This window comes from Paenibacillus sp. Dod16, assembly GCF_049893405.1.
GTDB lineage: Bacteria > Bacillota > Bacilli > Paenibacillales > Paenibacillaceae > Paenibacillus_AQ.
This window is the reverse complement of sequence record NZ_JBNDYG010000039.1, coordinates 26,459-53,214: the sequence shown is the minus strand read 5'-3', so window position 1 is coordinate 53,214 and position 26,756 is coordinate 26,459. Positions and strand designations below refer to the sequence as shown.

General features: G+C 48.7%; 20 protein-coding genes and 1 pseudogene. 14 read left to right on the top strand and 7 right to left on the bottom strand.

The features are described 5' to 3' along the window. Positions 1 to 1,019: 1,019 nt before the first annotated feature. The 3 genes from ACPV3A_RS26595 to ACPV3A_RS26585 are packed head-to-tail and all read left to right on the top strand — an operon-like array spanning position 1,020 to position 4,369. Entirely contained in the window at positions 1,020 to 1,757 is a 738-nt protein-coding gene (locus ACPV3A_RS26595; RefSeq protein ID WP_426202295.1) for a response regulator transcription factor, read from the top strand. After that, complete coding sequence (locus ACPV3A_RS26590) at positions 1,757 to 3,235, top strand: HAMP domain-containing sensor histidine kinase (RefSeq protein ID WP_426202293.1); 1,479 nt, start codon at positions 1,757 to 1,759, stop codon at positions 3,233 to 3,235. The genes ACPV3A_RS26595 and ACPV3A_RS26590 overlap by 1 nt, the downstream gene beginning before the upstream one ends. Before the next feature lie 3 nt (positions 3,236 to 3,238). Beyond that, entirely contained in the window at positions 3,239 to 4,369 is a 1,131-nt protein-coding gene (locus ACPV3A_RS26585; RefSeq protein WP_426202291.1) for a LolA family protein, read from the top strand. Positions 4,370 to 4,569: 200 nt separating this feature from the next. On the opposite strand, the gene ACPV3A_RS26580 is transcribed toward ACPV3A_RS26585, so the two are convergent. The 3 genes from ACPV3A_RS26580 to ACPV3A_RS26570 are packed head-to-tail and all read right to left on the bottom strand — an operon-like array spanning position 4,570 to position 7,588. Further along, positions 4,570 to 6,492 carry a hypothetical protein gene (locus ACPV3A_RS26580; RefSeq protein WP_426202289.1) on the bottom strand — a complete coding sequence of 641 codons (1,923 nt, stop codon included), beginning with the start codon at positions 6,490 to 6,492 and terminating at the stop codon, positions 4,570 to 4,572. A 15-nt stretch (positions 6,493 to 6,507) separates the two neighbouring features. Next, complete coding sequence (locus ACPV3A_RS26575; protein ID WP_426202287.1) at positions 6,508 to 7,443, bottom strand: hypothetical protein; 936 nt, start codon at positions 7,441 to 7,443, stop codon at positions 6,508 to 6,510. Beyond that, on the bottom strand, positions 7,436 to 7,588 hold the full coding sequence (locus ACPV3A_RS26570) for a hypothetical protein (RefSeq protein ID WP_164817485.1): 153 nt from the start codon (positions 7,586 to 7,588) through the stop codon (positions 7,436 to 7,438). Before ACPV3A_RS26570 ends, ACPV3A_RS26575 begins: the two co-directional genes overlap by 8 nt. A 314-nt stretch (positions 7,589 to 7,902) precedes the next feature. On the opposite strand from ACPV3A_RS26570, the gene ACPV3A_RS26565 reads away from it, so the two are divergent. The 7 genes from ACPV3A_RS26565 to ACPV3A_RS26535 all read left to right on the top strand — a co-directional run bounded on the left by ACPV3A_RS26565 (position 7,903) and on the right by ACPV3A_RS26535 (position 21,838). After that, positions 7,903 to 9,690, top strand: coding sequence for a vWA domain-containing protein (locus ACPV3A_RS26565; protein WP_426202285.1), 1,788 nt, complete (start codon positions 7,903 to 7,905; stop codon positions 9,688 to 9,690). A 99-nt stretch (positions 9,691 to 9,789) separates the two neighbouring features. Beyond that, complete coding sequence (locus ACPV3A_RS26560; protein WP_426202283.1) at positions 9,790 to 13,179, top strand: tubulin-like doman-containing protein; 3,390 nt, start codon at positions 9,790 to 9,792, stop codon at positions 13,177 to 13,179. A gap of 3 nt (positions 13,180 to 13,182) precedes the next feature. Beyond that, the gene (locus tag ACPV3A_RS26555) at positions 13,183 to 15,567 is read left to right on the top strand and encodes a transcription initiation factor TFIID (protein ID WP_426202282.1); all 2,385 of its coding nucleotides are present in this window, start codon (positions 13,183 to 13,185) and stop codon (positions 15,565 to 15,567) included. A gap of 37 nt (positions 15,568 to 15,604) precedes the next feature. Continuing rightward, positions 15,605 to 16,870, top strand: a complete 1,266-nt coding sequence (locus ACPV3A_RS26550) for a vWA domain-containing protein (RefSeq protein ID WP_339220054.1) — start codon at positions 15,605 to 15,607, stop codon at positions 16,868 to 16,870. Positions 16,871 to 16,887: 17 nt separating this feature from the next. Beyond that, on the top strand, positions 16,888 to 17,529 hold the full coding sequence (locus tag ACPV3A_RS26545) for a beta-mannanase (RefSeq protein ID WP_339220052.1): 642 nt from the start codon (positions 16,888 to 16,890) through the stop codon (positions 17,527 to 17,529). Between the two features lie 74 nt (positions 17,530 to 17,603). Beyond that, entirely contained in the window at positions 17,604 to 18,863 is a 1,260-nt protein-coding gene (locus ACPV3A_RS26540) for a hypothetical protein (RefSeq protein WP_100541387.1), read from the top strand. Next, complete coding sequence (locus ACPV3A_RS26535) at positions 18,863 to 21,838, top strand: hypothetical protein (RefSeq protein WP_426202280.1); 2,976 nt, start codon at positions 18,863 to 18,865, stop codon at positions 21,836 to 21,838. The genes ACPV3A_RS26540 and ACPV3A_RS26535 overlap by 1 nt, the downstream gene beginning before the upstream one ends. A gap of 68 nt (positions 21,839 to 21,906) precedes the next feature. Here the strand turns inward: ACPV3A_RS26535 and ACPV3A_RS26530 are convergent, their stop codons facing one another. Further along, complete coding sequence (locus ACPV3A_RS26530; RefSeq protein ID WP_071220915.1) at positions 21,907 to 22,257, bottom strand: winged helix-turn-helix transcriptional regulator; 351 nt, start codon at positions 22,255 to 22,257, stop codon at positions 21,907 to 21,909. 128 nt (positions 22,258 to 22,385) lie between these two features. On the opposite strand from ACPV3A_RS26530, the gene ACPV3A_RS26525 reads away from it, so the two are divergent. After that, entirely contained in the window at positions 22,386 to 23,009 is a 624-nt protein-coding gene (locus ACPV3A_RS26525) for a nitroreductase family protein (RefSeq protein WP_194544677.1), read from the top strand. 102 nt (positions 23,010 to 23,111) lie between these two features. Here the strand turns inward: ACPV3A_RS26525 and ACPV3A_RS26520 are convergent, their stop codons facing one another. Continuing rightward, entirely contained in the window at positions 23,112 to 23,750 is a 639-nt protein-coding gene (locus ACPV3A_RS26520) for a nitroreductase family protein (protein WP_194544676.1), read from the bottom strand. A 140-nt stretch (positions 23,751 to 23,890) separates the two neighbouring features. Between ACPV3A_RS26520 and ACPV3A_RS26515 the strand changes: the two are divergent. Together ACPV3A_RS26515 and ACPV3A_RS26510 are read left to right on the top strand one after the other, a co-directional pair. Beyond that, a pseudogene (locus tag ACPV3A_RS26515) lies at positions 23,891 to 24,019 on the top strand (MerR family DNA-binding transcriptional regulator); the annotation flags it as partial. Continuing rightward, positions 24,020 to 24,226 (top strand): hypothetical protein, encoded by a 207-nt coding sequence (locus ACPV3A_RS26510; protein ID WP_426202277.1) that lies wholly within the window; start codon positions 24,020 to 24,022, stop codon positions 24,224 to 24,226. Between the two features lie 174 nt (positions 24,227 to 24,400). Here the strand turns inward: ACPV3A_RS26510 and ACPV3A_RS26505 are convergent, their stop codons facing one another. Continuing rightward, the gene (locus ACPV3A_RS26505) at positions 24,401 to 25,213 is read right to left on the bottom strand and encodes a VOC family protein (RefSeq protein ID WP_426202275.1); all 813 of its coding nucleotides are present in this window, start codon (positions 25,211 to 25,213) and stop codon (positions 24,401 to 24,403) included. A gap of 72 nt (positions 25,214 to 25,285) precedes the next feature. Continuing rightward, positions 25,286 to 26,062: a MerR family transcriptional regulator gene (locus ACPV3A_RS26500; RefSeq protein WP_339220043.1), complete on the bottom strand. Its 777-nt coding sequence runs from the start codon at positions 26,060 to 26,062 to the stop codon at positions 25,286 to 25,288. Between the two features lie 304 nt (positions 26,063 to 26,366). Here ACPV3A_RS26500 and ACPV3A_RS26495 point away from each other — a divergent pair, with 304 nt between their 5' ends. Beyond that, entirely contained in the window at positions 26,367 to 26,735 is a 369-nt protein-coding gene (locus ACPV3A_RS26495; protein WP_339220041.1) for a nuclear transport factor 2 family protein, read from the top strand. Positions 26,736 to 26,756: the final 21 nt, after the last annotated feature.

Here is a 26,756-nt window from a genome sequence, read left to right as displayed (position 1 = left end):
CTACCAGTAGTCTAAGTCAGAATCCTCAGAATTCTAGCACACAACTATATATCAGTATTATAACTGAATTATGATAAACTCAGAAAAATCAATAACTTCAGAACACAACTTTAATACCAAATAACAACGACGACCCTTGTAGAATGCAAATAAAGTTATAGCAAATTAAAGTTGTATTGAGCAATGGAAAGTCATATCAGAGTCGAGCAGATGCAGGTTATTTCCTGACATTTGCTCGGCTTTTCTTATAGAGGGGGAGTGTACAGAATCCCTAAGTTTGATATCGCCCCGGCATTGTTATTGTCTATCGAGATAAGATATTTGAGGACACTGGTTCCGCTATATTTCCTTGTTCTTACCATTTCGCAGCAACATGCGGACAAGAGATCCGCTATTACGAGTTATTTGGTGGATTAACCCGTGATTATGGTCCAATAGCAGATCCTGTGTCCGCGTGAACTCCATAATGGGCCGATTCCATCTAAATTACGGATCCTCTGTCCTGGTATCAGAAGATATAAATGTCAAACGGCTACTTTGTTTTAAAATGAAATTAGGATCACCTAGAATTACATCAAAACATTAATAACTAATGGCTTCGCCCTTTATTTTAGAGAGCGAAGCCATTAGTCGTTTTTAGGGATTTAGCGGACGGCTCGCTATAGGCGTCTTATGGAAACCAAAATGGAGAAGGGAAGATACCGGAAAAACATTGCCTTGTAAATCTATGTATTCGTTGAAATTCCTACAAAATGGGCCATCCGATACGAATATAGTGATATCAAGGATGTATAGTAGATTTTGTTCCTTTCTAACTCCAACCTGCAGCTTCGCTGGCGAACCTGCAGGTTGGCCCAGTATACTTAAATAACAATACTGTCTTCCAAAGCCGCGAAAAAGCGGTTTTTTGATTTGATCAAGTTATTTATAAATCAATTGTTCGATTTATAAAGAATTTATTAACTTTTCAAACCCATCAGTAAATCGAACTAGAATGGATAGCAAGGGGAGGATAAAGCATGGAGCAGAAGTACAGCCATGAATATCAAGAACATAAGGGCAATCTGTTAATCGTTGAGGATGATTCCGGAATTGGTAGGGTCGTGAGAGATCATTTGCGCCGTGAGAATTATGCGGTAACGTGGGCAACAACAGGGCTGGAATGCTGGGGGGATTTCTGCAATGGAGAATATGATCTCGTCTTGGTAGATCTGATGCTGCCGGAAATGGACGGCTTTACACTGAGCAAAAACATTCGGTTGAAAAGCGAAGTTCCCTTGCTGATCATGAGTGCGAGGAGTGAAGATGAGAGCAAAATCCAAGCATTTGGACTCGGAGCGGATGATTATATCACCAAGCCCTTTAGCCTGACTGAGCTTACTTTAAGGGTGGAGGCCCACCTGAAGAAATTCCGGAAATACCAAGGGAGCGAGGAAGGGAAATCTCACCTGTTGTGCTATCGGGGTGGACTTACCGTTGATCCGGTTTTGAAACAGGCTATGTATGGAAATGAATTGCTGGCACTTACGAGTAAGGAGTGGTCACTCCTGCTGTTACTTTCCACCCATCCAGGGCGTCATTTTAGTAAAAGCGAGCTATATGAACATGTTTGGCAGCAAAAAGTTGTGGACGGCGGGAATACGGTCACTGTGCATATTAAGAGCCTGCGGGCGAAGCTTAAAGAAAATATTCGAACACCCCGATATATTCAAACGGTGTGGGGCAGCGGTTATCGTTTTATCGGTGAGTTCTTATAATGAAGCTTAGGACATGGTTGCTTATTGCTTTTCTAGTGCTCATGCTGCTCCCTCTCGCAGCCGGAATCATGCTGTACCAGCTTATTGGGAAACTGGATGAGCAACGCTCGTTCGCCGATTATATGTCAGCCTCGAAGGAGATATCTGCAGCAGAGACATATTTGCAAAAACCTGAACTCTATCATTTCAATTCTACCCGGGACGAGCGCGAATTGAACGCATTGACGAGTGATGCTTTAAAGATTGAATTATTTAGCCCAAACGGCGTGCTTATTTACTCATCGATGATTGACAGTCAGTATACGGAATTTGTTCAAACCACTGAGAGTCTGTACGCAAAATTGTACCAGACGCAAATCAATCCGCGAAGTTATGTGATGAAAAAACCCGTGTTCGTAGATGGTGAAATCGCAGGAATATACCGGATCACGCTGGCCAGGAATGAGTGGAAAGAAGGAGTAAGACATCGGAGTCTATGGGTAGCTGGTTTACTGTGCCTGTTTATAACGGCTTTGTTTATCATCGTTCTGTTGCTCACCCGGCGTAAGTTGATCTTACCGATGCGTATGCTGACAAAACAAATGAGAGCTTTTGCCTTAGGGGAACCGGTGCCTGAGTCTGTATACCGAGGCGGTGGTGAGATGGAAGAGCTTATGAATCACTTTGTGGAAATGAGAAAGACAATCGAAGCTTCGCGTGAAAAGCTATCAAAGCAACAGGAAGAGAAAGCTTTCATGACAGCTGCTCTGTCCCATGATTTAAAAACACCGCTCACTTCCATTCGGGCCTATGCTGAAGAGCTCGGTAATTTAAAGTTAACAAGAGAGGAAAGTCAGGAATACCTTGCACTCATGATCGGACAGGCCGACAGGATGAGGCATATGCTGGATGATTTGAATTTATATGCTTCCTTGGAATCCAAAATAACAAAGGAAATGCACGTTAAGGTGGACAGTGCGGAATTCATGGAAATGCTGCTGGAGGGGTATGAACCTCTCGCATCGGTTAAAAACATACATTTGGAATCAACTCTTACAGTTAGCGGCGAATTGGAATTAAATCCTCAACTGATGATGCGGATGATGGATAACCTGATCTCCAATGCTATCCGGTATACGCCAGAGGGAGGAAAGCTTTACCTTGGCGCAGTATCCACTTGTTTTGAGATTCCGGAGTGGGTATTCCCACCGTTTAAATCTGTTGTGCATCAGCACTTCAATCAAGAAAAAGCGAAAATTCTGTTGTTGATTCAGAACGATGGAGAGCACATCCCCATGGAAATTCAGGCGATGCTGTACGAACCTTTCTATCAAGGGGAAACTTCTAGAAATCAAGCGGGTTCAGGCAGCTTCGGGCTTGGTTTAACCATTGCTAAAATGGCGATTGAACAACACCAAGGAACGATTATGCTTTTATCAGAGGCGCCGTACGGAACGCTCGTCATATGCGGATTGCCTATTTCAGATAAGGAGAGTTGAGATATGATACAGACAAAGAAAAGGGTTAGAAACATATTAAAAAGAAAACAATTGATTTTCCTTCTAGGGACATCTCTACTGTCAGGTGCACTGATGACAGGCTGTCAGACAGGAGAAGCATTGGCTTATACGGGTGAAGAAATGGTGGAAAAAGCCATTGAAGAGAATAACAAGCCCTTCTCTTACTATGCCGAAGCTGAGATGAACCTTATCGAAGGAGATAAGAGAACGGAATCTATGTCGATTAAAGAATGGTATAACGCAGAGAACGGCAATATGCGTAACGAGATCGCTACACAGGGAAACGATCAAAGCGTGTCCGTGAATGATGGTAAACAGATCATTGTCTATGAGAAAGCCAGAAATACAGCTTATATTATGGATGCCGAGGTGGTTGGACCCCTTAAAAGCTCTCCAAAAGAGAAAATGCTGAGCCAGCTTGAACGCATGCGGAGTACCCATTCCATTGAAACAGTGGCGAAAGAGAAATGGCTTGGGAATGACGTATATCATATCAAGGCGACTCCGCTTGAAGAGGGTAAAAGCACGTTGATTGGTTCTCAGGAGTACTGGGTCAATGCCAAAAACTGGATGGTTGTTAAATCCAAAGTCACAACAGGAGATATCACATCTGAGTTCGCATATAAGCTGTTGGATGAATCTCCGGAATTTACTACTGATACATTTAAACTGGAGCTCCCGGAGAATGTTGAAATGATCTCAATGGAGGACTTCGGTCCGAAATCCGTGACGGTTGAAGAGGCAGAGGCAGCTCTAGGCCACTCGTTCTTGCAGTTCCCTGCCGAAAGTTTCAATCAAATATCTGTAGAAATGTTTGAAGGTAGCGGAGAGTTGGATCGAACCGAAGTGATGATAAATTACCTGGAGGAAGGGAAGACGGCTTTAAGTCTGTCCGTGTTCAAATCTCCCGAGAACGAGGATCAGGAAGAAGAGTTTGGAGAACCGGTGATGGTCAGAGGTCACAAGGGGGACTATTTAAAAGAAATCGAAGTCATCAGCTGGGATGAGGAAGGTCTGAGATACACCCTGATGGCTGCGCAACAGGGTACCCAAAATAAGCTGGATCAACTTCTTGAATGGGCAGAACTACTGACAGACACGAGACCTGAGTAACATGTATGTAATTAAAATTGAACTATAGAGTTACGCCGTCCGATAATCAGAAACCCTGTACTTGTTCAAAGGCACAGGTTTTCTCGCATTTGGATTCATTCAAAATTTAAGGAAGGATTATCCTATAACGATTGATATCTATAAGTATAGCAAAGAGGCTGCGCCCCTGAAGATTAAGGGACACAGCCTCTTTGCTATACTTACTCAATCGATTCCACCTGAATGACAGGTACCTGCGTGATCTGACCGGATACGGTGCTGTCACTACTTCCGTTATGTTCTTGTTGAACATCATCTGGATTGATTTCCTCTGTAGTGACGGCGTCACTTGGATTCTCGGTTTCATCTATAACGTCTCCATTGTGTCCATCAACCTGCTCGGTCTCCTGATCAGCAGGGTCCGGAATAGCGGAACTCTGGCTTCCCGGGATCTCCAGCTGCTGATACTCGCCATTGAACGTACCGATTAGCGTCGCGCTCCCGGCAGGAAATTCCAAGTCTCCCCTTAAGACGATATGGTATCCATCGCGTTCTGCAACGACTTCACCATAGCCACTCTCCAGGATATGGACAGAGAAGCGAACCTTCTCATTCGGATACTTCTCGATATTAGCGATATCGATGTCGGTATAATGAACTTGATATCCTGTGAATCCGTATTGGTCTCCCTGACGCTCGAAGATGGCGATCTCGTCGGGGCTGGCTCCTTCCAGATTGGTGACCAGCAAAGACTTATCCGGCTGGACCTGGTAGCCTTCGGCCGTGAACTGGAACAGCAGCGTCAGATTGGCATCTCTGGCTTCATACCCTGAATACAATACCAGTCCGGTTCCTGCATCGCCCTCCACAAGAATGACTGGATTCTTAGCGGTGCTAAGCGATTCCTCAACTGAAACCTGTTGGATGGCGATGTCGGACGGGTAATCATGGTTTTGGAATAATTGCACCGTTTCATCGGCTTTCAAGACCGCTAAATAGATGATATTTCCCTCATCGACTCCAATGGCATAGGCCAATCCTCCAAAGCGATTCCCGCCTCCGCTTACGTAGCTGAAGCTTCCTTTGAGACCCGCCGTTTGAAACAAACGAATCGGATCGTGGATCGTCCAGGCCAATTCGGCAGCTTGTTGTTTACCGCTGATATCCTGGTATCCCGACAACGCATCATAAAGAGCTATCGCTTCCTCGTAGTTCTGATCTTGTACCATCCCATCGGCAGCTGCAATCCACCGATTCATCTGATTCTGAATATACGCCATGATTTCCGCGTTCTTCCGCTCGTTCCGTTCCAGGTACTCACTGTACCCCATGGCGTGCGAAGCAAAATCGGAGGGCCGCTCTCGCTGGACATCCTTTTGCAGCATGGTATACACAAGTTCATCGGTCTTGCCGTTCAACCAGGCAGCCGGCAGTGATCGGCTGGCATATTCGGAGCTCATAGACTGCGACCAATTCAACATGTCGGTATACTGTCCGGCTCCTGCCAGACGGGTTAGAATCATTTCGTCATAACGCTGGAACAGACGGAGCAGCTTGTCATTCTTCTGCTTCTCCCCGCCGTAGAATGAATCGGGAATACGGAGCAAATTCCATTTGAAGCTGTTGTCGTCATACTTTTGCTCTTCAACCAGTTCATCGGCCTGACGGTTAAACAAACCAATGAACTGCAGGAATATCCGTTTCACATCGTCGGGGATTCCGTAGAACGCAGCAATTTCATCGTAGTAGGAAGCATAAGCCCCTTGTTGCCCGGCAAGTTTCAGCTCCGCGTCAAGCAATTCGGCATACACGTTCATAAAGCCGGAAAAATCGCCTGCTTCCCCGACCCGGCTCAATCGATGATCAAGCGAGGAAAGGCTCTGCTTCATGGAAGTAATGGGTTCAAGCTCTTGCAGTCTTGAGGCAAGCAGCTCTTCTTTATATAGAAGGGAGCGATTATTTCGCGCTTTTTGATACCATTCTTCTGCCTGAACGAGCTTCTTCTGAGCATACAATAGCTCTGCTTGCGCCATCGATTCGATTTTCTGATAGATATGAATTCCCTTATATCCGATCAGCAGCAGAAGGACTATACATAAAAAAAGATACAAATTACGCAGGGTTAGCGTGTTTTTCATCGTCATAACGGTATAGCCCCTCTAATCCCATTTTTGAAAATCAGGGTCCGAGCGGTAGTGTTCATTATAAATGGCCGACACCCGGTCCCGCAGGCCGTTCCACGACAAGCCGGGATTGCGGCGTACGATCTGATACAAGCGGAGGAAGCGATATCTCGGCAATCCATCCGCATAGCGGCTAATGAAATCAGGGAAGGTATCGATGTATTTTTTCTTCCGTACCGCTGCCCCGGCGGCGTCGATCATAATCTGCCTGCCTTGCTCCATCCGCAAAATGTTGGATTCATGGTCGAGCAGGTATTGGATGGCTTTGCTGTTAATCAACTCGCGTTTAATTTTGGCGATTTCACCGATATAGGCGGCTAAGTCCGGATCAAAATCATCCAGCAGCAGCGGCTCAAGCTCAAGCTCCATATCCTTGCGCAGGCTGAAGCTTTGAAGGAGAACGATCTGCTGCAGACGGATGCGGTCATTTCGGACCAAAAAGGCAATTTCCCTGACGATTTCATACCCTAGCTGGGCATCTTCTTTGATGGCGGCAGAAGCCGTCGCTTTGTTCAGGTCAAGGCCTTCAAGAATCTGTTTTCGCTGACTTCTTATAAGCTTGTCCAGAGCGTGCAGGGTCTCGGAATGCAGCACTCGCCGCTGGATCAGCCATAACCATACAAGCAGGACCACCATACAAGCAAAGGAGATCACGATCTGCAAGAAGGTCTGACTAAGAAGCACGGCAGAGAGCCCTATTATATAGAAGAGAAGTCGGTCACTCTGTATGGAACGCTTGGCCATTTTCTCTGCAAGTTCCATAACGGGAACAAGGGCGTTGCGTTTACAGTGAGCGCAGCTGTCTTCCCAAAGAATCGTGAAATGGTGGCAATGTTTGCAAACCCTTAACTTTTGGTAGACATATCTCGTTTTACTATAGGGGCGAAGTTGTACGGGTTTTTTTTTATCCATGCTGTTCCCTCTGTGAGTTGGCAACTTCAAGCAGAGTCTGATGCAGCTGCTCCGGTGTCGGGGCGTTCTTCTTACGCTTGAAGTAGGCCGTGATCTTGATGATGACAAAAAGAAACAAAATCCCGAGACATCCGTATGTAATCATATATCTATTCCTTTCGGCATCGTATTTGTTCGAAAATGGCGGGTGAGGCTTGTGTCCTAAGTCCGGGTGGTACGACTGATTATGTTGAACTTTGGCAGGTATAATTATATCATATGGACATAGTGCTGGTATATTTTAGTGATTAGCATGGTATTTTCTATATAAATACACCAGAGAAATGGATGTTCCCGGTATGTTTTTAAGCTTTCTTTCATGTAATTTTAAGACTTATTGCCTACAGTTAGACTAATGGTCTGACAAACGAACCGAGGCATCCACCTGATGCTAGACTAAATGGATGAAGGAGTAATTCGATGTTACGTAAAAATAAATGGCTGCTCTCTTTGATGGCAGCGGTGCTGCTGACCCTGACCTGGAGCGGAGGAACCATGCCTCAGGCAATAGCTGCCTCGCAAGGCTCCAAGATTGATGCCGTACTGGTGATGGATGCCAGCAACTCCATGAAAAACAGTGATCCGGAGAGGATCAGCAGCGAAGCGATGAAGATGTTTATCGACATGCTGGCCACCACCGGCGACAAGGTCGGCGTCGTATCCTATACTGACCGAATTCAGCGGGAGAAAGCGCTGCTTGAAATTCAGTCGGAGGCGGACAAGACCGCGCTGAAGGAGTTTATCGATCAGCTGGATCGCGGTCCGTACACGGATATGTCCGTAGGCCTTGATGAAGCCGTGAAAGTGCTGAAGCAGGGAATGGACCCGGCGCATGCGCCGATGATCGTTGTTTTGGCCGACGGTAACAATGATCTGGATCCAAACACAGGCAAGACGAGCCAAGAAGCGTCAGATCAGTTAGAGCAAGCCGTCAAGGAGGCCAAGGGGAGCGGCATCCCGATTTATACGATCGGGCTGAATGCCGACGGGAAGCTGAATAAAGAAACGTTGGATGAATTGGCAAACCAAACGGGGGGCAAGTCCTTTACTACCAGTTCGGCGGATGACCTTCCGCAAATATTAAGCGAGATTTTTGCCAGCCACCAGCAGCTTAAGATCGTTCCGGTACAATCCATTACCGGCAATGGAAGCTATCAGGAAGTTACGGTTCGTGTGCCGAATGCGAACGTGCTGGAGGCGAACATTTCCATTATGTCCTCAAGCCCGGTCGACGTGAAGCTGGTCGATCCTGCCGGCGCTGAGCAGACTATTCCTTCGGGCAATGTCCTGCGATCTACTTCCAATTCCTACTCGCTGCTCAAGCTGCTGAAGCCGCAGCAAGGCGATTGGAAGCTGCAGGTGAAAGGCGTATCGAAAGACAAAATCGACATTAACCTCGTATTCAACTACGACCTGGAGCTGACCATGGATCCTCCGCCACCTTCAAAGGTAAAGGCAGGAGACACGATCGATATTAAGGCATATCTCGTCAGCAATGGACAGAAGCTGCAGGATCAGGAGCAGTATGGCAATATGACGGCCAAGCTGTTGGTTAAGGATCTGGACACCGGGGACGAGTCAGAGGTCGAGCTTGAGAATAAAGGCGGCAGCTTTGAAGGGAGTTACAAGATTCCGCAAAAGCACGACTACGAGCTGAAGGTACGGGCGGAGGAGCAGAGCTTCTACCGCGAAAGCGTGCCTGTGAAGATTAGCGCAAAAGCGGCAGCCGCGGGCTCCGGAAGCGGCGGGAAGGAGATGACTGCGGGCGAGGATGCGAAACCTTTTCCATTATGGCCCGTAATCATTGGCATCGCGGCGCTGCTCATGGTTGGAGCGGCAGCATATTTCATCCTCGGCGCGATTAAGAAAGCGAACAAAGGCTTTGTCGGCCAGATCGTGATCGAGATCAGAGACGAGAACACGGGCGAGAAGACGTTTCCGCAATACAAGAAGCTGACTTCGTTCAAAGGGAAGTTCAATCTGCATCAGCTTCTGCAGCTTGCTCCCGAGCTGAAGGAGACCGAGAAGATCTTATTCATGCCGGGCAAGAACGACCGCATTATACTTAAAAACAATTCTTCGGCCGTGGTTGAGAAATCCGGCCGTGCGCTGGATGCATCGAATGGCACGGAGCTTAAGAACGGAGACCGGCTGAGAGTTTCCCTGCAGCAGGCGGACAAAACGATACTATTTGAATATTTGGCTTAAAGCGCGTGTTCAAAGAGGGCTGCTTCCTGACTCACTTCTTATCAAAAGCGGACTTTTTGAACAACCTCTTAAAGCCATGACCTATCAGGAGGGGAAGTTATGAAACCGGTAGTAAGAGAACATATACAACAGCTTGACGTTTCACTTGGAGGCGGGATTGTCAGCGAGAAAATACGGGTCGATACCATCGACAATCCGATCCTTATCATTGGACTTGGAGGGACGGGGATCGATGCGCTGCTGCGCTTGAAATATCAGATTAACCGGCGTTTCAAGCTGCCGGAGGATCCGTTGTCCAAGAAGAGAATGGACAAGCCGGATAATGTGGAGTTTCTGGCTTTTGAGACCAACGAGCAGGATAAGAATAAACGTTATAAAGGCATCGGGCTTGATCCGATCAATGAATTTGTGCTTCTCTCCAATGCCGAGATTGGAGGCCTCCTCCAAAACCGCAGCATCCTGGAGCCGTACATTACAGATTGGCTGTCGCCAGAACTGAGCATTACCGATGGCATGAACGGGGCAGCAGGCGTACGCCAAGCGGGCCGTTTGCTCCTGTTCACGAAGATTACGCAAGTGGTGCAGGCGATCGACAAGAAGATCAAGACGCTGTCGGTCGGCACGAACAAAAAGCTGATGGTTTTCCTGCTGACGGGGCTGTCCGGCGGTACGGGCAGCGGCTGCTTCTTGGACATCGCCTATATCGTCCGCGGCATTATCGAACGCGACCACGGCTCTGCCGGCATTGACCGCGTGAACACCCTTGGCTATCTGTTTACGCCGGATATTAATCTGGCGAACAAAAGCTTGAGCGAGCATACGCGCGAATACATCAAGAAGAACGGTTACGCCGCACTCAAAGAGCTCGATTACTGGATGAACGTGGATGCCAGAGGCGAGCGTTTCAAGCAGCAGTATGGCAATATTCTGAACGTGAACTCTCCATTGCCTCCGTTTAATCTGTGCCATCTGATTTCCGCTACGAATACGGAAGGCAAGCTGCTGGAGAACGCCTATGATTATTGCATGAACGTTACCGCTGAGAACATCACGAACTTCATGGCCAGCGAGGAAAAACAGTCCGGCGAAGAGTTTGCGATCCATGACTATATTAGCAACATCCGCACCAATATCGCGCAGATGAACAAGGCGTACCCTGCCAATTACGACTACAACATTATCGGCGCATCTTCGGCTGTTCTACCGATAGAAGAGATGACCACTTATCTCGCGTACCGCGTTTTCGGCAAAATGCAAACCATGTTCGAGAAGGCGCCAAGCCAGGAGGACGTCGAGAAATTCGCAAGCAAGCTGGGCATCGACCTGGACTCGATGACGAAGAACTTCGAGTCCCGCGTGCCGGAGCCGCTCCCCGGGTACCAGAATAGCGAACGGCTCAGCTACGCGAACGTGGTGAAGAACCAGGTCATCAATATGGACACGGAGCTGGAGCAGAATTTCCTGGCGAGAGCCCGCGAGGAGTATATCAAAGCGAAGAAGCAGCTGCCGGGCGAGATCGTGGCTCAGTTCAGCGATCAAATCCGCCGCATGTTCCTGCATCCGCAGCAAGGACCGTTCTATGTGTCCCGGTTGATCTATACGGAGAAGGGCTTCAGCCTGCTGAAGATGCTGCTGTCCTACATCGAGGCGCTGCGCGAGAATCTGACCCGCATTCCCCGTGACATCGAGTCGGCCAGGGAACAGGCCATCGAACGCCTGGGCGATGCGAAGAGCGCTTTTGTCTCCAAGGATAAGAAGAAGAATATCTATATTGAAGCCAAAATCAACGAATATTGGCTGGAAGCCGATGTGGAACGCACCGAGCAGATGATTGAATTCTATGAGGATTTATACGATCTGCTGAATCAGGAGAATAACCGGATTTACAGCGTGTATACGGAAATTCTGAATGCATTGAATTCGATTTTCGCCAAGAACGGCGACATTCTCGTCAACGGGGAAGAGCAGCAGGACCATAAAGGGAATAAAACGTATTACTGGAACCTGGTCAGCGTGCCCGACATTTCCGACGTGATCAACAAAATCATGGATCAGAAGGATGTGGATGATCTCATCCGCGATTTCGCGCAGGAGCTGCTGAGCCATGCCAATCGTTGGACGCGGGAGCAGGAGATCGATATCGTCAGATCCATTTCGGAGTTTCTTACCGATAAATTCGGCGATCTCATCACCCGCTCGATGGAGGATTTCCTCGTCATGAAATTCGGGCAGGAGGATTCCATCGAAAAATTCGTCGAGCGCAACATCGCCAGCAAGCTGGATGACGAAGCCGTGCCGGTCTTCCATCTGAGCAACAGCGCAGGCAATCTGTACTTCCCTTCCTGGGGCTTCGTGTCCGTGCCGGTACAGGCACCAAGCATTCTGAAGGGGATTCGCAATTATCAGAACAATTCGGTCGGGAAGTCTCACTTCACCGTGAAGGAGAGCGAAGTGAAGAACCGGATTTTCTGGTTGAATACGAAGAACGGCGTGCCGCTGTTCGTCTATACGCCGCTAAAGGTTTATGAGGAAAGCTACGAACGCACGATCATGGACAAGGAAGGCGTCGGGCGTCACTTGGTTCAGACGGACCGCAACAATTGGACATACCTGCCATCACCGATTCCCGAGAAATCCTGGGGGGATACCTACGTCAACCCGCGGGTTCAAGATTATAACGCCCGGGTACGCGCTGAATTTAACCAGGCGCTTGAGTTTAAAGTCATCATCCAGAAGGACGTTGACCAGAATACGAGCAGCCGCTATGCGGTCGTGTTTACGAAGCCATTTGATCTGAACGAGCTGCTTCGCGCTTATGATTTGCAGCTTGATAGTCCCAAGCCTAACCTTGGCGAGGTCAAGCGGGCATGGACCGAGCTGAAGCGATTGATGAACGAGGGGCTGGAGCGGGTAGGCTCTAAGGATATTTTCAACAGCATCAACGAGGATATGGCCAAGGAGAATTTGATCCGTTCGCCGGAAATGATCCGCATCGTGCGGGAAGAGCTGAAGAAATATGCCGCCATTGCGGCCAAAATCACGGAATTCGAGCTCTTGATCAGCGACAATCAGAATGAAGAGAAATGGCTTGATCAATTCATCGAGGCGTTGTACACCGGGACGATCACCAAGAAGGGTGCGCTCTTCGTTTATGATCGCGATCCGGAGGAAGATTCCTGGGAGCCGTTTGCCAACCTGCTGAAAAGCGTGAACGACGTGGAGTATGAAGTTTACAAGCACTTCCGTCAGCTGGACGAGAAAAGCCGCAGCACGCTGCTTCGCAAATCCTCCCGCCGCGATCAGGAGCTGACCGCTTCCGAGGACATTACGCCGCTGCTCACGAAGCTGGAAGAATTGGGCGAGCGGTTCCTGGAAACGCGCGACCGGCTCGAATACGAGAAGGTGGAGCTTGCGGACGGTGAAGAGCGATACCAGTTCTACAGACAGGTATCTTCGAAATTAAACGACATCCGAAGAAGGTTGAAATAGACGATGAGGGAGATTCTTCGCCAGTATGCTGCCGGCTATGCCAAGTCGGAAGAGCAGCTTACCTTGATGGAGGATGATCAGAGCAGCATCCATTACCCGGAGGTATACTTGTTCATTGGCGACAAGACAGCGTCCGCCATCGAACTGATCATGGAAATTCATGACCGCAAATGGGATAACAGCGCAAGCGTCGTTTATTTTCATGTGGGAACGGACCGTAGCGGGAATCGGGAGCCGAAAGGCTCCGAATCCTCTGGTCGCCTTCATCGGTATCATCTGCAATTGCCAGCGTCAGACGGCTCATCCAAGTCCGCACGCAAGGAGCTGTACCAAGACTTCTATCGGGACCCGCATCACCTGGCCGGGTTGAATAAAGCGATTCGGAAGCTGAGCCACCATATTTCAGACTATGGACGCAGCTATTCATCCTTTGACCGGATTCATCTGTCTGTCATTACACGGGTCGACGACCCGTTTAATGTGTTTATACCGGAAATTTCATTACTGGCCGAATCCATCTTCCAGCAGTCATTCAAGTCGGTGCAAATGGATATGTATGCGCTCATTAATGAAAGGGAGCAGATTGATTCCTATGGTTATGCGAGCTCTGTGGGCGTTGCCTTCCTGCGGGAGCTGGAGCTGATGCAGAGCCGGGAATACAGCTTCTCCGCGCCGCTGCAGGTCACGGAGGATGGGCTGACCATTCCGGTCGTTCACCCGGCCTCGTCGTTGTTTGATCTCGTTTATGTACTATCCGATAAGAATGAACGCGGCATATCGGGTTATGCCGGGATGCAGGATATCTACGATATCATCTGCCATCTGGGTTTGCTTAAGAACCGGAAGCAGAAGGATGAAACCTATGACGGAGTCCGGGGCATATACAACAATACGTCGTTCAAAAGCAATATCATGACTGAATCCGGCCGCCAAGGCTTTGTCTCCGCAGGCTTTGCCCGAGTAAAGAGGCCGAATGAGCCGATTGCGCTAACGGTGCTCTATCATCTATGCCGCGGACTTCTCCTTCGCATGAAGGGTGGGCCCGAACCGGAGGTTCATGAATGCCTGACCTACTTTGGTCTAAATCCGGAGGCCGTATCGGCAAGAGCGGACCGGATGCTGCCAAACCCGGAGCATCTGGACGGGCTAAAGGGTATGATGTCACACCCCGTCAGTTATGCCGGGCTGAAGCGGATGAACATTCGTGAAGCAGAAGAGGCATTGTTCGGGGATGGCTGCCGGCAATTTTTTCACAGCAATTACGAGCTTGAGGTCCAAAAGAGACTTAGAGATATGAGTACTTCTGAGGAGCTTCATCGTGCGCTTCGTCGAACCTCGGCGGATCACCCGCAAATCGGTTGTTATCAAATCGTGAAGTGGACGAGCGACAAGGCGGGAGAGGGGATACTGCTGGAAGCGGTTCGTTCCCGAATCCGGGATCTCGGCAGCCTCCTGAAGAGCGAGCAGGACGGACTCAACCGCTATTATGAGGAAAGCGTGGAAAGTCAGCCATTCAAGAAGCTTCCTTTTCGGGATAAACAGAATGTGCGCCATTTCATTCGATATTTCGTGGGCGAGGTTTATCGACGCAAATATGAGCTTTTGCAGCTGGAAACGGAGCTAGAGCTTTACAGATTGTATGAGACGGAGCTCGAACGGATTCACCGTCAGTACAAGCAGCAGGCGAACATGCTGGACCAGCTCGAAGCGGAGTTGCTGGAAGCGGCCAAGTCGAGCATCCGTACCGCAGATGATTATATCGGCCAGAACCTGATGGAGTATTATGGCCTGGTCACGGAAGAGCTGATGCTGGAATTGGAGAGCAAGCGCGGCCAGGGCGTATTCTTCGAGGAACGGTATGTCGGCAATCTCTCCATCGTTACGCATGAAGGGATCGAACCGATCCTGTCGAACATGATCCGGGTCTGTTTGAGGGATCTATTGACGGCAGAGCCGTTCGTGCAGACCTTCGAGGAAGAACTGCTGCGGCGGGCGAACGTAACCATCGACTACAATAACAAGCAGGTGCTTGCCAAGGAAGATCTGTTTAAGGTGCTATACCGGATGCTGGAGGAGAACTCCGTTACGTTGGTCAGACTGCTTGACTATACGCAGGAGCATCGATACGAGGAGAAATATTTCTTCGGCGATGCCGACAGCGAATTCGTCCGTTACGCGATTCACGCCGATGAAGCTTTACGGGTGTACAAGCTTGGCATCGTGCATGAGAAGCGCTCAAGCGGGGTTGAGAAGCTGAACCTGATGGGAGGTTTCCACTTGGAGGATCTGATGTACTACCGGAATGGCAGAACCTACTACGAGACCTATACGGCAAACGGTTATGAATTTCATGGAATGGAACCGGCGCAACTTCCAGAGCTGCGCTAGCGTTCTTAGATTCTGATACAGAGAGTAGGCGTGTATTGTGCAACGAAAAATAAACCCTCTCCTGCTGCTGTTTAGTCTAGTCGGTGGGGGAATCGGATTTGCCATTGGGGAATTTTTGCTTCGCCAGTGGGGGACAGGGCTTCCCGTCATCGTGGTTACAGGGATCTATTTCGGAATTTTGGCCTTGTGCATCGGATTGGCCTGCTTAATCGCAGAACTGATCTCCCCTCGTTTGAATGGGAGCTCATGGAGACAGCGATATACAGGCACATCATGGAAGCTGCTGATTCCATCCACTTTGGTGGCGCTGTTCCTGCTAGGTATGCTGTTTGAGTGGGTGTATCAGTTGAACCCGGGCAGCGCCAAGCCCGTGAAGGACATCGTGCTGATCATTGATAATTCAGGCAGCATGAAAGATACGGACCCGAATCAGGACCGATATACGGCGGCCAAAAATCTGATCAACCGCATGGACGAGGATAACCGTGTATCCGTGATGGTGTTTGATCATGCGACAACGTTACTGCAGCCGTTTACGCGTGTGAAGAACCAAGAAGCCAAGGATGAGATCATCGCGGAAATCGACGGTTTGACAACGACCGACGGTGGCACGGACATCAGTCTCGCGCTGGAGGATACCATGACGCATATCCAAGAGAGCCATGATGCCGCTCGAAGCGCCATGGTCATTATGCTGTCGGACGGCTTTAGCGAAACGGATCATGCGCGTGTGCTTGCGGACTACAAGCAGCAGCAAATCGCGGTGAATACGATTGGCCTCAGCCTTGTTAACCCGGACGGTGCCCAACTGCTTCAGACGATTGCCGCCGAAACGGGCGGGCAATATTACGACGTGCAGAACGCGGCAGATTTGTCTTTTGTTTTCCAGAAAATCTATGACGATGTCGGGGATCGTTCCCTGTTGACGAAACGTACGGGCGTTATGGAAGATAGCGTTTATTATCAGATTGTAAGAATCGCTGCGATGCTGCTTATTGGCGCTGCCATGGGCCTTGCCCTCGGCATTGTGTTTGATAACCGCCATCTCGCGCTCAGCTTCAGCATCGGCGGAGCGGTATCCGGCGTGCTCGCAGGCGTTGTTCTGGAATATGGCCTATCCGGGGTAGAAGTGGGGGATGCCTCCATTCGTATGCTGGCCTGCTTCATTCTCGCAGGAGTCATCGCCTTGTTTACGTTGGTGATCCCGGTTAAGGAGAACAGCAGGATCATTCGCAATGAGCAGCGGCCGGGCCGAACGGGACGAGGACAACGGCCGAATGATTCAACAAGCCGAGGATTTTAAAGCAGGGGGCGTTCGATATGCGTTTTAAAAATGCGGAGCCCGGAGAATGGGTCATTCAGGGATTAAGCTATCAGTTGGAAGATGGTTTCTGTACGCTCCGCTGGAACTGGCCGCCAGATCTTCAGGCGGTATACATTCACCGCGAGATGGATGATGGATTTGGTCCGCCCGCTGGAGCTTTGGAGCCTGGCAGCCTGCGTCTGTATACCCGAGACGAGTACAAGGCGAACAATGGGTATCGGGATCGGGTGGACGGAATTGGTCAGATTATGTACACGGTGTATGCCATGTCTTCCGAAGACGGAGAGATGGCCTTAATCAGGCAGCCGGATGAAGCGAACAGCATTCAGTTCAGCACCGGCAAAGCCATGCTGACATACTCCATCCGCGAAAAGAGCCGCTGGCTGCAGCCCTATAAGACGATTGAAATTCAGGTGACGGCGGAAGTGCCGGTACCCAAGGACGTTTTATGTTACGTAAAGAAGCAGGGGGCTTATCCGGTTAACAAGGAAGACGGCATCTTGTACCCTTTCGTTACGGATTTTGCGGCAGGGCGCAACGAATTGCCTGCGATCGAGGTGGGCAAGAACGATTATATTCGCTTGTTTTTTACGGATGGCAAGAAGTATGGACAACGGTATGAGCTCGTTTATAGATAGAGAAATCGAACACACAGCAACCACGATGAACGCGTCAGTGTGTAATTCATAGGGTTCAGAGGGAGGTACGAAAGATGGGCATTTTTGATATATTCAAGAAAAAACCGGAGCCGGAGCCTAGGCCGCTGTTCTATGATATTGTGTGCCCTTACTGTTTCAGTAAGTTTGCTCCGAAGGAGGTTGTCTTCCGGGCTGCCCACGACCGAGAGGATGACGAGGACTATGCGCTTGGGGAAGATGATGAGCTGAATCGGTACCGTGAACGCTTTGGGCTGGATTCAGTGTATGATATCGAAGCGATTATCCGTCCGAGCGACATACCGGAGGAGCAGCACATTTATTCGGATCACGTACTGGTTGGATTGAATGACCGTTACGGCGTCGTCACGCGCAGACGGTTGTGCCCGAAATGCCACAATGAGCTTCCGGTAACCGCCGGGAAGGTGCCAAGCAACATTATCTCGATTATCGGTGCTTCGCAAGTGGGCAAGTCGGTCTATATGACTTCGCTCATTCATACGCTGCAGCATACGACGGCGGATCATTTCGATGCGGCTTGCATGCCGCTGAATGCCGAGATCAGCCGCAAGTTCCGTACCGGCTATGAGGAGCCGTTATTTGAGCGGGGAGATTTGCTGGCGTCTACGCAGAAGGAGAAGATGCAGGAGCCTTTCATTTTCCAATTCGTGTTCAAGGACGAGTCCAAGCCGCCGTTAACGCTCGTATTTTTTGACGTGGCGGGCGAGGGCATGGTGGACGAGGATTATTTGGGTCTCCATGGACAGCATATCAAGAATTCCGCGGGTATTCTGTTTATGGTGGATCCGCTCCAAATCCGCTCCATTCGAGAGAAAATCCGTCTGAAATTCGGTGACCAGCCCGGTGAATGGGTATCCCAGTATGATGAGCCGCGTGACGTCGTACTGACGATGTTCGGCGATTTCATCGCTTATGAGGACAAGGGCAAGACGGATATTCCGACAGCGGTTGTCTTGACCAAGAGCGATATGCTTCATGCCCTTAAAGATGAGGATGGCGAATATGTGAAGCTGAACAGCAACATTTTTAACAATGTGGTACACCGCAAGTTTTTGAATTTGACCGAGTTTGAAAATATTGACGGCGAGATCCGCCGTTTTATCGAGAAGGTTGACCGTCCGTTCAAGGGAACGATGGATGTATACTTTTCGAATACTGCATACTTTGCCGTGTCGGCTCTCGGCAGCAACCCTGTCGACCAGAAGCTGCAAAGCGTCGTTAGCCCGATTCGGGTGGATGAACCGTTCATCTGGCTTCTGTACAAGCTGAAGTATATTCAGGGGAGGGAAGACTAGTGCCGGATTTCCCATCCCGAACCATACAGCAGCAAATGTACACGCGGGAGCGGCGGGGCATATTCCGTTCAGCCGAAGGCTTTGATACGGTGGCCCGTTCGTCCGGCTTGGAGGCCTCCTTTATCAAAAAGGTGCTGCATCCCTTTTGCCAATACGAGGCTCCTGCCGAGCTGACGGCACGAAGCGAGAGGGAAGCGGCGGCTTATCCGGCCGCCCTTCATCTGTTCCATACGGAAACAGGAGAAACGGTGCTGGGGCGAAGCGTGTTTCAGCCTGCGGATTTTACGGGACTTCGCAGTGCCTTTTTTACGCATCACTATGTCATTCCCGACGGTTTCCTTGAAGATGAGCATTCGGCTTACCAGTCCTGGCTGCAGGCTTCCTTTGCCGATCACTACGATATTGAAGAAGGCGTTGATCTGCCGCAGCTTTCTGCCATTCCGGTTCAGGCCGAATCTCAAGCCGCCATTTCCTATAAGAGGGCGCCAGCCTTATTGCAGGAGCTTGGGATCGACGAGAAGGTATTCAAGCAGCTGCTCTATGCATGCATATCCGCGGCTGCCGGGAAGAAAAAGGTATATATCGTTCTGGATGTGCCGGTGGAACAGTTGTCCGCGAAGGCGGAGCAGCTGCTCTTTGTGTTGTTTGGCCGATTGCCCTATGCGCTGCGCCAGGTGCTTGGATTCGTAACCTATGCCAAGGAGCCGCAGAGCAAGAAGGGACTTCACCTTATGTTCGTGGAGAAGGGCAGCCTGCGTCTAAGCGACCGCAGCATCGAGAAGGATTATTTGTTTGAGCTCGCTGCCGGCAGGGTCATCAATGCCGATCTGAAATGGTCCGAGCAGCCTTATCTTGATTTTGCATGGGAAACGCTATTGGACCCGGATCGCTCCGAGCGCTTTTTTGCCTTCGCCGAGCAGATGCTTGCCGATATGGAGCCGGGTCTGGGGATCTTGCTGGACAGCTACGATGATTTATGTGTGCTGTTCCAGATTGAAGAAGGCCAAGAGGGCTTGTACCATGAGCATAAACATGCCGTTCTGCGTGCAATGCTGCTTTATTTGAAGCCGGCAGGTGCCCTTGCTTCTAAGGGACGGCTGGATCAGCTGTTCCACACCCTGTTTGCCCAGGAATTCGAACTTGTCAAAGGCGGACATGTTCCGGATGCAGCCATTGCCGGTTTTGTTAGGGATTATCACGGCATCAATCCCCGGCAGCATCATGATCTGATTGTGGAATATTTTATCCGCTCATTAAATAACGCCTTATCGAAGCGGCGTCAGGATGTGACCGAGGCGATTTACGACCTGCTGGAGGGCAGCCCGGCCTTAAGCCGAGCCTTCTACGCCAGGGTGCTGACCAGTCCGGGACTGCCGGCGTTGATGTTTGATCCGTACATGAAAAAACGCATGCAGCAAGCGGCGTCGCCTACAGACTTGGTAGACCTGATCGGCTTGTGGGTTCGGAACCACCCGCTCCTGCTGGAACAGGAGAATTACATCAGGTTAGCCGAAGCCCAGCTTGTCGATAAGCTTAAGCAGGATTCGGATCCGGTGAGAGCGGTCAACGCCGTACTGGACCAATTGGATTCGCTGGAGCACCATCCTCAGAAGGGAATCGGTCGTTACCAAGGCGGAACATCATTTGCAGACCGGTTGATATATGCGGCAAACCTTTTCCTCTTGCGTGAGGTGGAGCCCGAGCAATTAAGCCAGAAACAGCTGCTGGATATCGGCTTTCTGCAAATGCCGAAGGAGTTCAAGGGCTGGGTAGAGCGGTTTGATTCCCGGATTCGGTCCAAAGCCGCGGTCATGCTGGCCCTTCACCAATGGTCCAGCCGAGAAGAAGCAAGAGTGGAGGTGCTGGAGGATCTGTCAGCCGAGGAGCGGGAACGAACCCAGCAAATCATGCGGAAATGGCTGCAGAACCATGTGGTGCCATCCCGATTTGATAGCATTACCCTAGCCTTTTGCACGGAGATTCGTTCCAGTGCCGTAGACTATCGGGGCCTGCTTGATTATTTGCACAGATACGGCAACAGTGCAGAAGTGGTATACCAGTATATTATGTGGTCTGCCGAGCAACCTGTATTCGTTAGACCGCGGGGACTTGTTCCGGCTTATGCCACCGCCATCGTCGATTATTTCAAAACCTATGACCGTGAAGCCTTCAAGAATAAGGAATATGCGAAAACGTATTTCAATTCTCCCGCTCCAATCCTTAAACCGGTGTATACGAAGGTTAGGGCTGAATTAGCTTCGCCGTTGGTGCGATGGATTCGACAGCATTCGCGGTTCGTAAAAATCACGTCGTCTTTGCTTGCGGTGATCGTTATTGCTGGCGCTGTTTTCATGATGATCCAAAACGGCAAGGGACCTGCGGATGGCAGTGCCGATCCGAATCCGGTCACTACCCCTCCGGTTACCGCACCTCCGGCTTCTTCCGATACCGTCCCTGAAAAGCCATTACTGACGGCGACGGTAGTGGAGGAAGGCGAGCAGGAGGGCAAGACCGAGCTGAGTTTCCATTTTAAACAGCCGGCAGCTTGCCGGGATTTCAATGTGGACGAGCTACAGATTGTAGGCAAGGATGCAAGCATGTTGTTTGAAGCTGCCAGCCCTGAATTAACGCGGGTATGCGCGGATGAAACTACAGGCGAAGCAAAAGCCGATCCATCAGGAACAGAGATTGAATCAACGGATAATCAAACGGACCCGAATACTGGGACAGCAGAAGGGGAAGACTCGTCTGATCCTGCTGAAGGTGAAGCTGTGCAGTCATCGGAAAGCGTTGGTGACGCTCAGGAAAACCAGACTTACTCAAGTCAGGTTACCGTGAAGCTGGATAAGCCGCTTGACGTGTCCCTAGTCGAAAAGGTTGTTGTGGATGGCGTCTCGTATGAGCTGTCCGACGAAAGCGCGCTTTCGGAAGAGCCCGAGCAGACGCCGGAGAATGAGACGGATGAAGGAGTTTAATATAGAAAACGAGCAGACGATCATTCGTCTGCTCGTTTTTTTCGACGCCTCTTTATATGCACGACCGCCTATTTATGCTGGCAGCAGATTTGTTCTTCTGTTTCGAGGTTTTGTACGGTTGCATAGGTGTTGCCCCATTCACACATTGTATTTAATACGGGCACGAAGGATTGGCCCAGCTCAGTTAAACTGTATTCTACCTTAGGCGGCACTTCTTTAAATACTTCTCTTCGGACAAGCTCATCTCGTTCCAGCTGCTTTAATTGCTCGGTTAAAACTTTCTGCGTTATGGTTGGCATGAGCAGATAGAAATCCTTGGTTCTCCTTGGTTTTTGACTCAGAAAAAAGAGGATTAAACATTTCCACTTTCCTCCTACCGTATTCATAAAAATATTGATTCCCGTATTGAGACCGTTCATTATGGATTCCCCCTAAATAGGCACATAAAGGTGGCTAACCCACTTTATTGTGCGTTATTTTCTGCCACTGTACGGTCCATTATAATCGGAATGTGAAGCAAATAAAACATTTGGAGTGAGTGAGCACAATGAGTGTGAGAGAGATATTGGAACAAAGACGTTCTGTTAGACATTATGATCCCCATTATACAGTGGAATCGGAAACGTTGGCTGCTTTGATTGAAGGAGCCAGCCAATCGCCCAACGGAAACAATATTCAAGCGACACGGTACCTGGTTATAGACGACCCGAAGTTAAAAAACTTGTTACTCCCCATTGCCTTTCATCAGCAACAGGTAGTAGAAGCATCCGTACTAATCGTTGTACTGGGCGATTATCAAGCATTTGAAAAAGAAAACATTATAGATATCCATGAAGATGGGTTCCAAAAGGGTTATTTTGACGCATCATTAAGAGACTATTTAGCCAACGCGGCTATCCAATATTATTTAAATAAATCAAAAGAAGATTTAAAGCTCGAATTAGTAAGAGACGCAAGCCTGGCGTCCATGTCGTTAGTCTTACTGGCGAACGAGGCGGGTCTTCATACGATTACCATGTCCGGGTATGATTCCAAACAATTAAAGTCGGCCTTACAGATTTCTGACAGGTATGAAGATGTGATGCTTATAGCCATTGGGAAAGGAATTAAACAAGGTCATAAAACCGTTAGACACGATGTGGACAAAGTTATTTATACAAATAAAATATAATTCATGGAATGAAATATTAGTTATGTGAAGCCAAAGCAGCCGATCACAATGATCGGCTGCCTTTTTCTTATTGATTGATGGTGAAGCGATTACGGATAATGGTTACCTCCAAAATGTAATCTTGTCAGAGCTTAATCGAACGGACTCATGCCCGTTTTCTTTGGCTTTTCCTAATGAGATGATCATGACTGGAGCATAGCGTTCTTCATCTAAATCGAATGCTTTTGCTAACTGATCAGCTTCAAAGCCTGCCATTGGATTCGTATCATACCCATGTGCACGAGCTACTAACATGAACTGCATGGCAAAGAGGCTGCTATCGACTTTTGCAATTTCAACTTTCATTTCTTTGGATAGAGTCGGAAAGTAGGATAGAATGGTTTCGAGTTGACGATCACGTACTTCAGCTGGCATTTTTCCTTGTTCCACAGCTGTATTGTAAATTTCTTCAGTATATAAATAGCTTTGGGTATCACCAAAAATTAATAACATGGCTGATGAAGTATCATTCTGTAACGTATTGAACCTCACAAGAGGTCGTAGCTTTTCTTTTCCTTCTGGAGTATCGACCACAATTACACGCCAAGGCTGCATATTTGCAGAGGATGGAGCCAAACTGGCTTCCGAAATCATATCGCTTATCTCTTCTTTCGATATTTTAATGCTCTCATCATAATTACGGACAGAACGTCGGCCCATAACGATATTGGCGAAATCGTTGTTTTGAATATGGTTAAACATAGAACCTCTCCTTTTGATAACATAGATTTTTTGACTTTGTAGATGTCATTCGTTATCATATTTCGTATTATGAACTATGAACCTAGGTTTATAGCAAGAAATAAAAGAGGTCCTATTATGAAAATAAACGATGTTTCAAAATTAACGGGTCTGCCATATCAACATTAAGATTCTATGAACGTAAGAATCTGATTCCGGACAGCTATGTTAAAAGAGATGCAAATAATTATCGTGTTTATTCTGAAGAGATTGTGGAGTTTCTAGATGATGTGAAGGCACTTTTATCCGTAGACTTTTCTATAGAAGAATTAAGTTTGTTGGTAGATCAACAACTTAACTTATCATACGAGGCTAAGACGGCAATGATTGAACAAAAAATCAAAGAAATTGAAGAGATCCAGAAGCGATTGAAAAAATCGAAGAAGTTCTTGAATGCCGTTTTGGAAGGAAAGGCAAGTTTTCAAACCAAGTGTTAAGGACAATCTAATGATCTATTAATCCCGACTGCAATATAAGGGCTGCGATCAACTGCTGGAATGCTCGCAGCCCTTTCATGAATGTCCGATTATGAAGATCGGTCAGAGCTTGTTGATCATTCAACTGTCATGGTCATTAATGAGGAATTCCCGTGGATATGTCAAATTTTATGACTAACAGTCCTCGTAACACCAGACATTGATCTGGTTGCCATATGGATCATAGGTATGGAACATGACAAGAAACTTGGGATTTCCGGCAAAATCGGTTACCTTCCATCCTTGTTCCTGCAAACGTTTATGGGTCTCGAAAAAGTCGGCCTTCTTCCGGATTACCCAATAAGGCCTTGCAGCTACAGTGAGCGCGCTCTTCGTTCGGTCCATCCGAACGATTTCCAGATAGACCGGTGCACCTTCGTTAGTGATGATAACGGTTGCTGAGGTTCCGTCCTCGCTGATCCGTTCGACCCTGCCGCCCAGATTAGTCTCATACCAAGCGATGGCTTCATCCAGTCGGTCTACGCCAAAGCGGGGGATCGCTTGGAAGGGAAAGCGTGCGTCCGGTGCTTTAGCAACCAATGCCTCCGTACCTGGTTCCGGTTCGATTGCCGTTAAGCGGTTGCCTACCGGATCGAAGAAATCGAAGGAACGGTCAAAGGCGCCTTGGGTCACATCGGTTACTTGAATATTCTGTTCGCGAAAATAGGCGTGTGCAGCTTCAAGATTCGTTGTGGTGAAGCAGAAGCGAACATTCCCGTTCTGGCCCCAGTCTACTGCAAAATGCGGGTGATCATGTTCCACCGACTTGATATGTATGCATCCCAGTGCCGGGAAAGTAAGGGTGGCCATCTTTTCGACCGGGTAATCCTCTTCGTATGTCACTTTCAGATCCAAATGTGTGCTATACCAATCGATGAGTTCCTTGAATCGATCCCAGGGGGCCACGATAAAACCTCCATCAAAATCATCCAGCCTTAATCCAACCATTCGTTTGATCCTCCTACAAGAAAGTTTTGGAAACGGAACAATCCTAGTATAAACCTTCAAGTAACTTGAAGGTCAAGTGAAGCGAGTTTGCATTACAGGAATCATGATTTCGAATAGAGGAGAATCGGGAAAATGCCGTTCCAGCCGCTTGCCCGCAGGTTCGAAACCGAACTTCTGGAGAAAGCGGATCGTTCGCATGCAGATGAAGGTATCCTCCCATGAACTATCCACCGATATGAACAAGGTAGGAGGGATGGTCTCCAGATAGGCTTCCGAAGAAGTCGGGAGAGGGGTTGGCTTCCGGGAGGACTCCGTTATGACTTGATATCCGACTTCAATCTGGACCGCGTGCGGGAGGGAATCTATCACCTTGATCAAGCTGGAGCCTTGGGTGCGAATGTTGAGGTCACGGAGTTTGGCAGCCGCTTGTTTCATTTCTCGAGAGTAGGAGCTCACTGGCTTGTCTACCAAAAACGGCTGCCATATCACGGTTAAGGGTTCTTCCCAATTGATGAGATGCAGACTGCCATGATCCGATTCCATTCCATTTAGATATTGACTCGCAATCTGAACCGAAAGTAGACGTGCTTCAGCCTCCCGCCGCCAGCGTTCAAGAAGCTGGAAACGCGTACTTTCCTCGGCCTCCAGGAAACAGCGAATATCCCCTAGACTGATTCCTGATTGACGGAGACTGTTTACCAGTTTGGCGGTCTGAATTTGATGGTATCCATAGAACCGGTAACCGTTATCGTGCCGTTCAGCCGGAACTAGAATGCCTTTGGACTCATAGAAGCGAAGCGCACTGGGAACCATGCCCGTGCGTGCAGCGAATTGCGCGATACTCATCATTGGCGTTCACCTACTATTTTTAAATAAGTTTCAAAAGAGCACTGGCATATTGAATGTACCAGATTCTGCTGCTCCATATAATATCATAAACAAAGGCGAAATCGGTGTTAATGTAGTTTTGTAAGGAAGATACAACATGAGAATTGAAATAAAGTGAGAAGTAGAGTCACACCATAGAATGGAGAATTTTTATGGAATGCAGGCTTCACAATAAGGTATTCTGGATGTGAATGAGTGGAATTGTGATAACAATGGAACTGGATTGTTGGGCATGTAATAGTTGAGAGATGGGAGGTGTGGAACAATGTCATATCAAAAGGCACTTGAGGCATACATAGCGGCCACGAATACGCATGATTTTGACAATGTAGCCCGGCTGCTCGACGGAGAAGCGGTCTATTGGTTTTCGGACCGGAGCTGTCATACGTTGGATGAGATTCGGGCCTATTTCGAACATGCTTGGCATGTTATTCAGGATGAGGTGTACCGGGCGGAGGATGTAGAGTGGATCGCGAGTGATACTCATACGGCGGTATGTGTCTATACCTACCACTTCGAGGGTTATCATCAGGGGACATTTACGTCCGGAAGCGGGAGAGCAACGAATGTGTTCGTTCGTAATGCCGATAGTATATGGAAATTAAAGCACGAGCATTTAAGTTCGATTCGATGAATCGGTTGGATATCATTGCAT

Bases quoted from the DNA above. Each gene is read 5' to 3' on its own strand.
- ACPV3A_RS26565 (WP_426202285.1), top strand. From the start codon at position 7,903: ATGTTACGTAAAAATAAATGGCTGCTCTCTTTGATGGCAGCGGTGCTG.
- ACPV3A_RS26525 (WP_194544677.1), top strand. From the start codon at position 22,386: ATGAGTGTGAGAGAGATATTGGAACAAAGACGTTCTGTTAGACATTAT.
- ACPV3A_RS26590 (WP_426202293.1), top strand. From the start codon at position 1,757: ATGAAGCTTAGGACATGGTTGCTTATTGCTTTTCTAGTGCTCATGCTG.
- ACPV3A_RS26495 (WP_339220041.1), top strand. From the start codon at position 26,367: ATGTCATATCAAAAGGCACTTGAGGCATACATAGCGGCCACGAATACG.
- ACPV3A_RS26570 (WP_164817485.1), bottom strand. From the start codon at position 7,588: ATGATTACATACGGATGTCTCGGGATTTTGTTTCTTTTTGTCATCATC.
- ACPV3A_RS26540 (WP_100541387.1), top strand. From the start codon at position 17,604: ATGGGCATTTTTGATATATTCAAGAAAAAACCGGAGCCGGAGCCTAGG.
- ACPV3A_RS26555 (WP_426202282.1), top strand. From the start codon at position 13,183: ATGAGGGAGATTCTTCGCCAGTATGCTGCCGGCTATGCCAAGTCGGAA.
- ACPV3A_RS26585 (WP_426202291.1), top strand. From the start codon at position 3,239: ATGATACAGACAAAGAAAAGGGTTAGAAACATATTAAAAAGAAAACAA.
- ACPV3A_RS26505 (WP_426202275.1), bottom strand. From the start codon at position 25,213: ATGGTTGGATTAAGGCTGGATGATTTTGATGGAGGTTTTATCGTGGCC.
- ACPV3A_RS26520 (WP_194544676.1), bottom strand. From the start codon at position 23,750: ATGTTTAACCATATTCAAAACAACGATTTCGCCAATATCGTTATGGGC.
- ACPV3A_RS26580 (WP_426202289.1), bottom strand. From the start codon at position 6,492: ATGACGATGAAAAACACGCTAACCCTGCGTAATTTGTATCTTTTTTTA.
- ACPV3A_RS26595 (WP_426202295.1), top strand. From the start codon at position 1,020: ATGGAGCAGAAGTACAGCCATGAATATCAAGAACATAAGGGCAATCTG.
- ACPV3A_RS26560 (WP_426202283.1), top strand. From the start codon at position 9,790: ATGAAACCGGTAGTAAGAGAACATATACAACAGCTTGACGTTTCACTT.
- ACPV3A_RS26500 (WP_339220043.1), bottom strand. From the start codon at position 26,062: ATGATGAGTATCGCGCAATTCGCTGCACGCACGGGCATGGTTCCCAGT.
- ACPV3A_RS26575 (WP_426202287.1), bottom strand. From the start codon at position 7,443: ATGGATAAAAAAAAACCCGTACAACTTCGCCCCTATAGTAAAACGAGA.
- ACPV3A_RS26545 (WP_339220052.1), top strand. From the start codon at position 16,888: ATGCGTTTTAAAAATGCGGAGCCCGGAGAATGGGTCATTCAGGGATTA.
- ACPV3A_RS26530 (WP_071220915.1), bottom strand. From the start codon at position 22,257: ATGAACGGTCTCAATACGGGAATCAATATTTTTATGAATACGGTAGGA.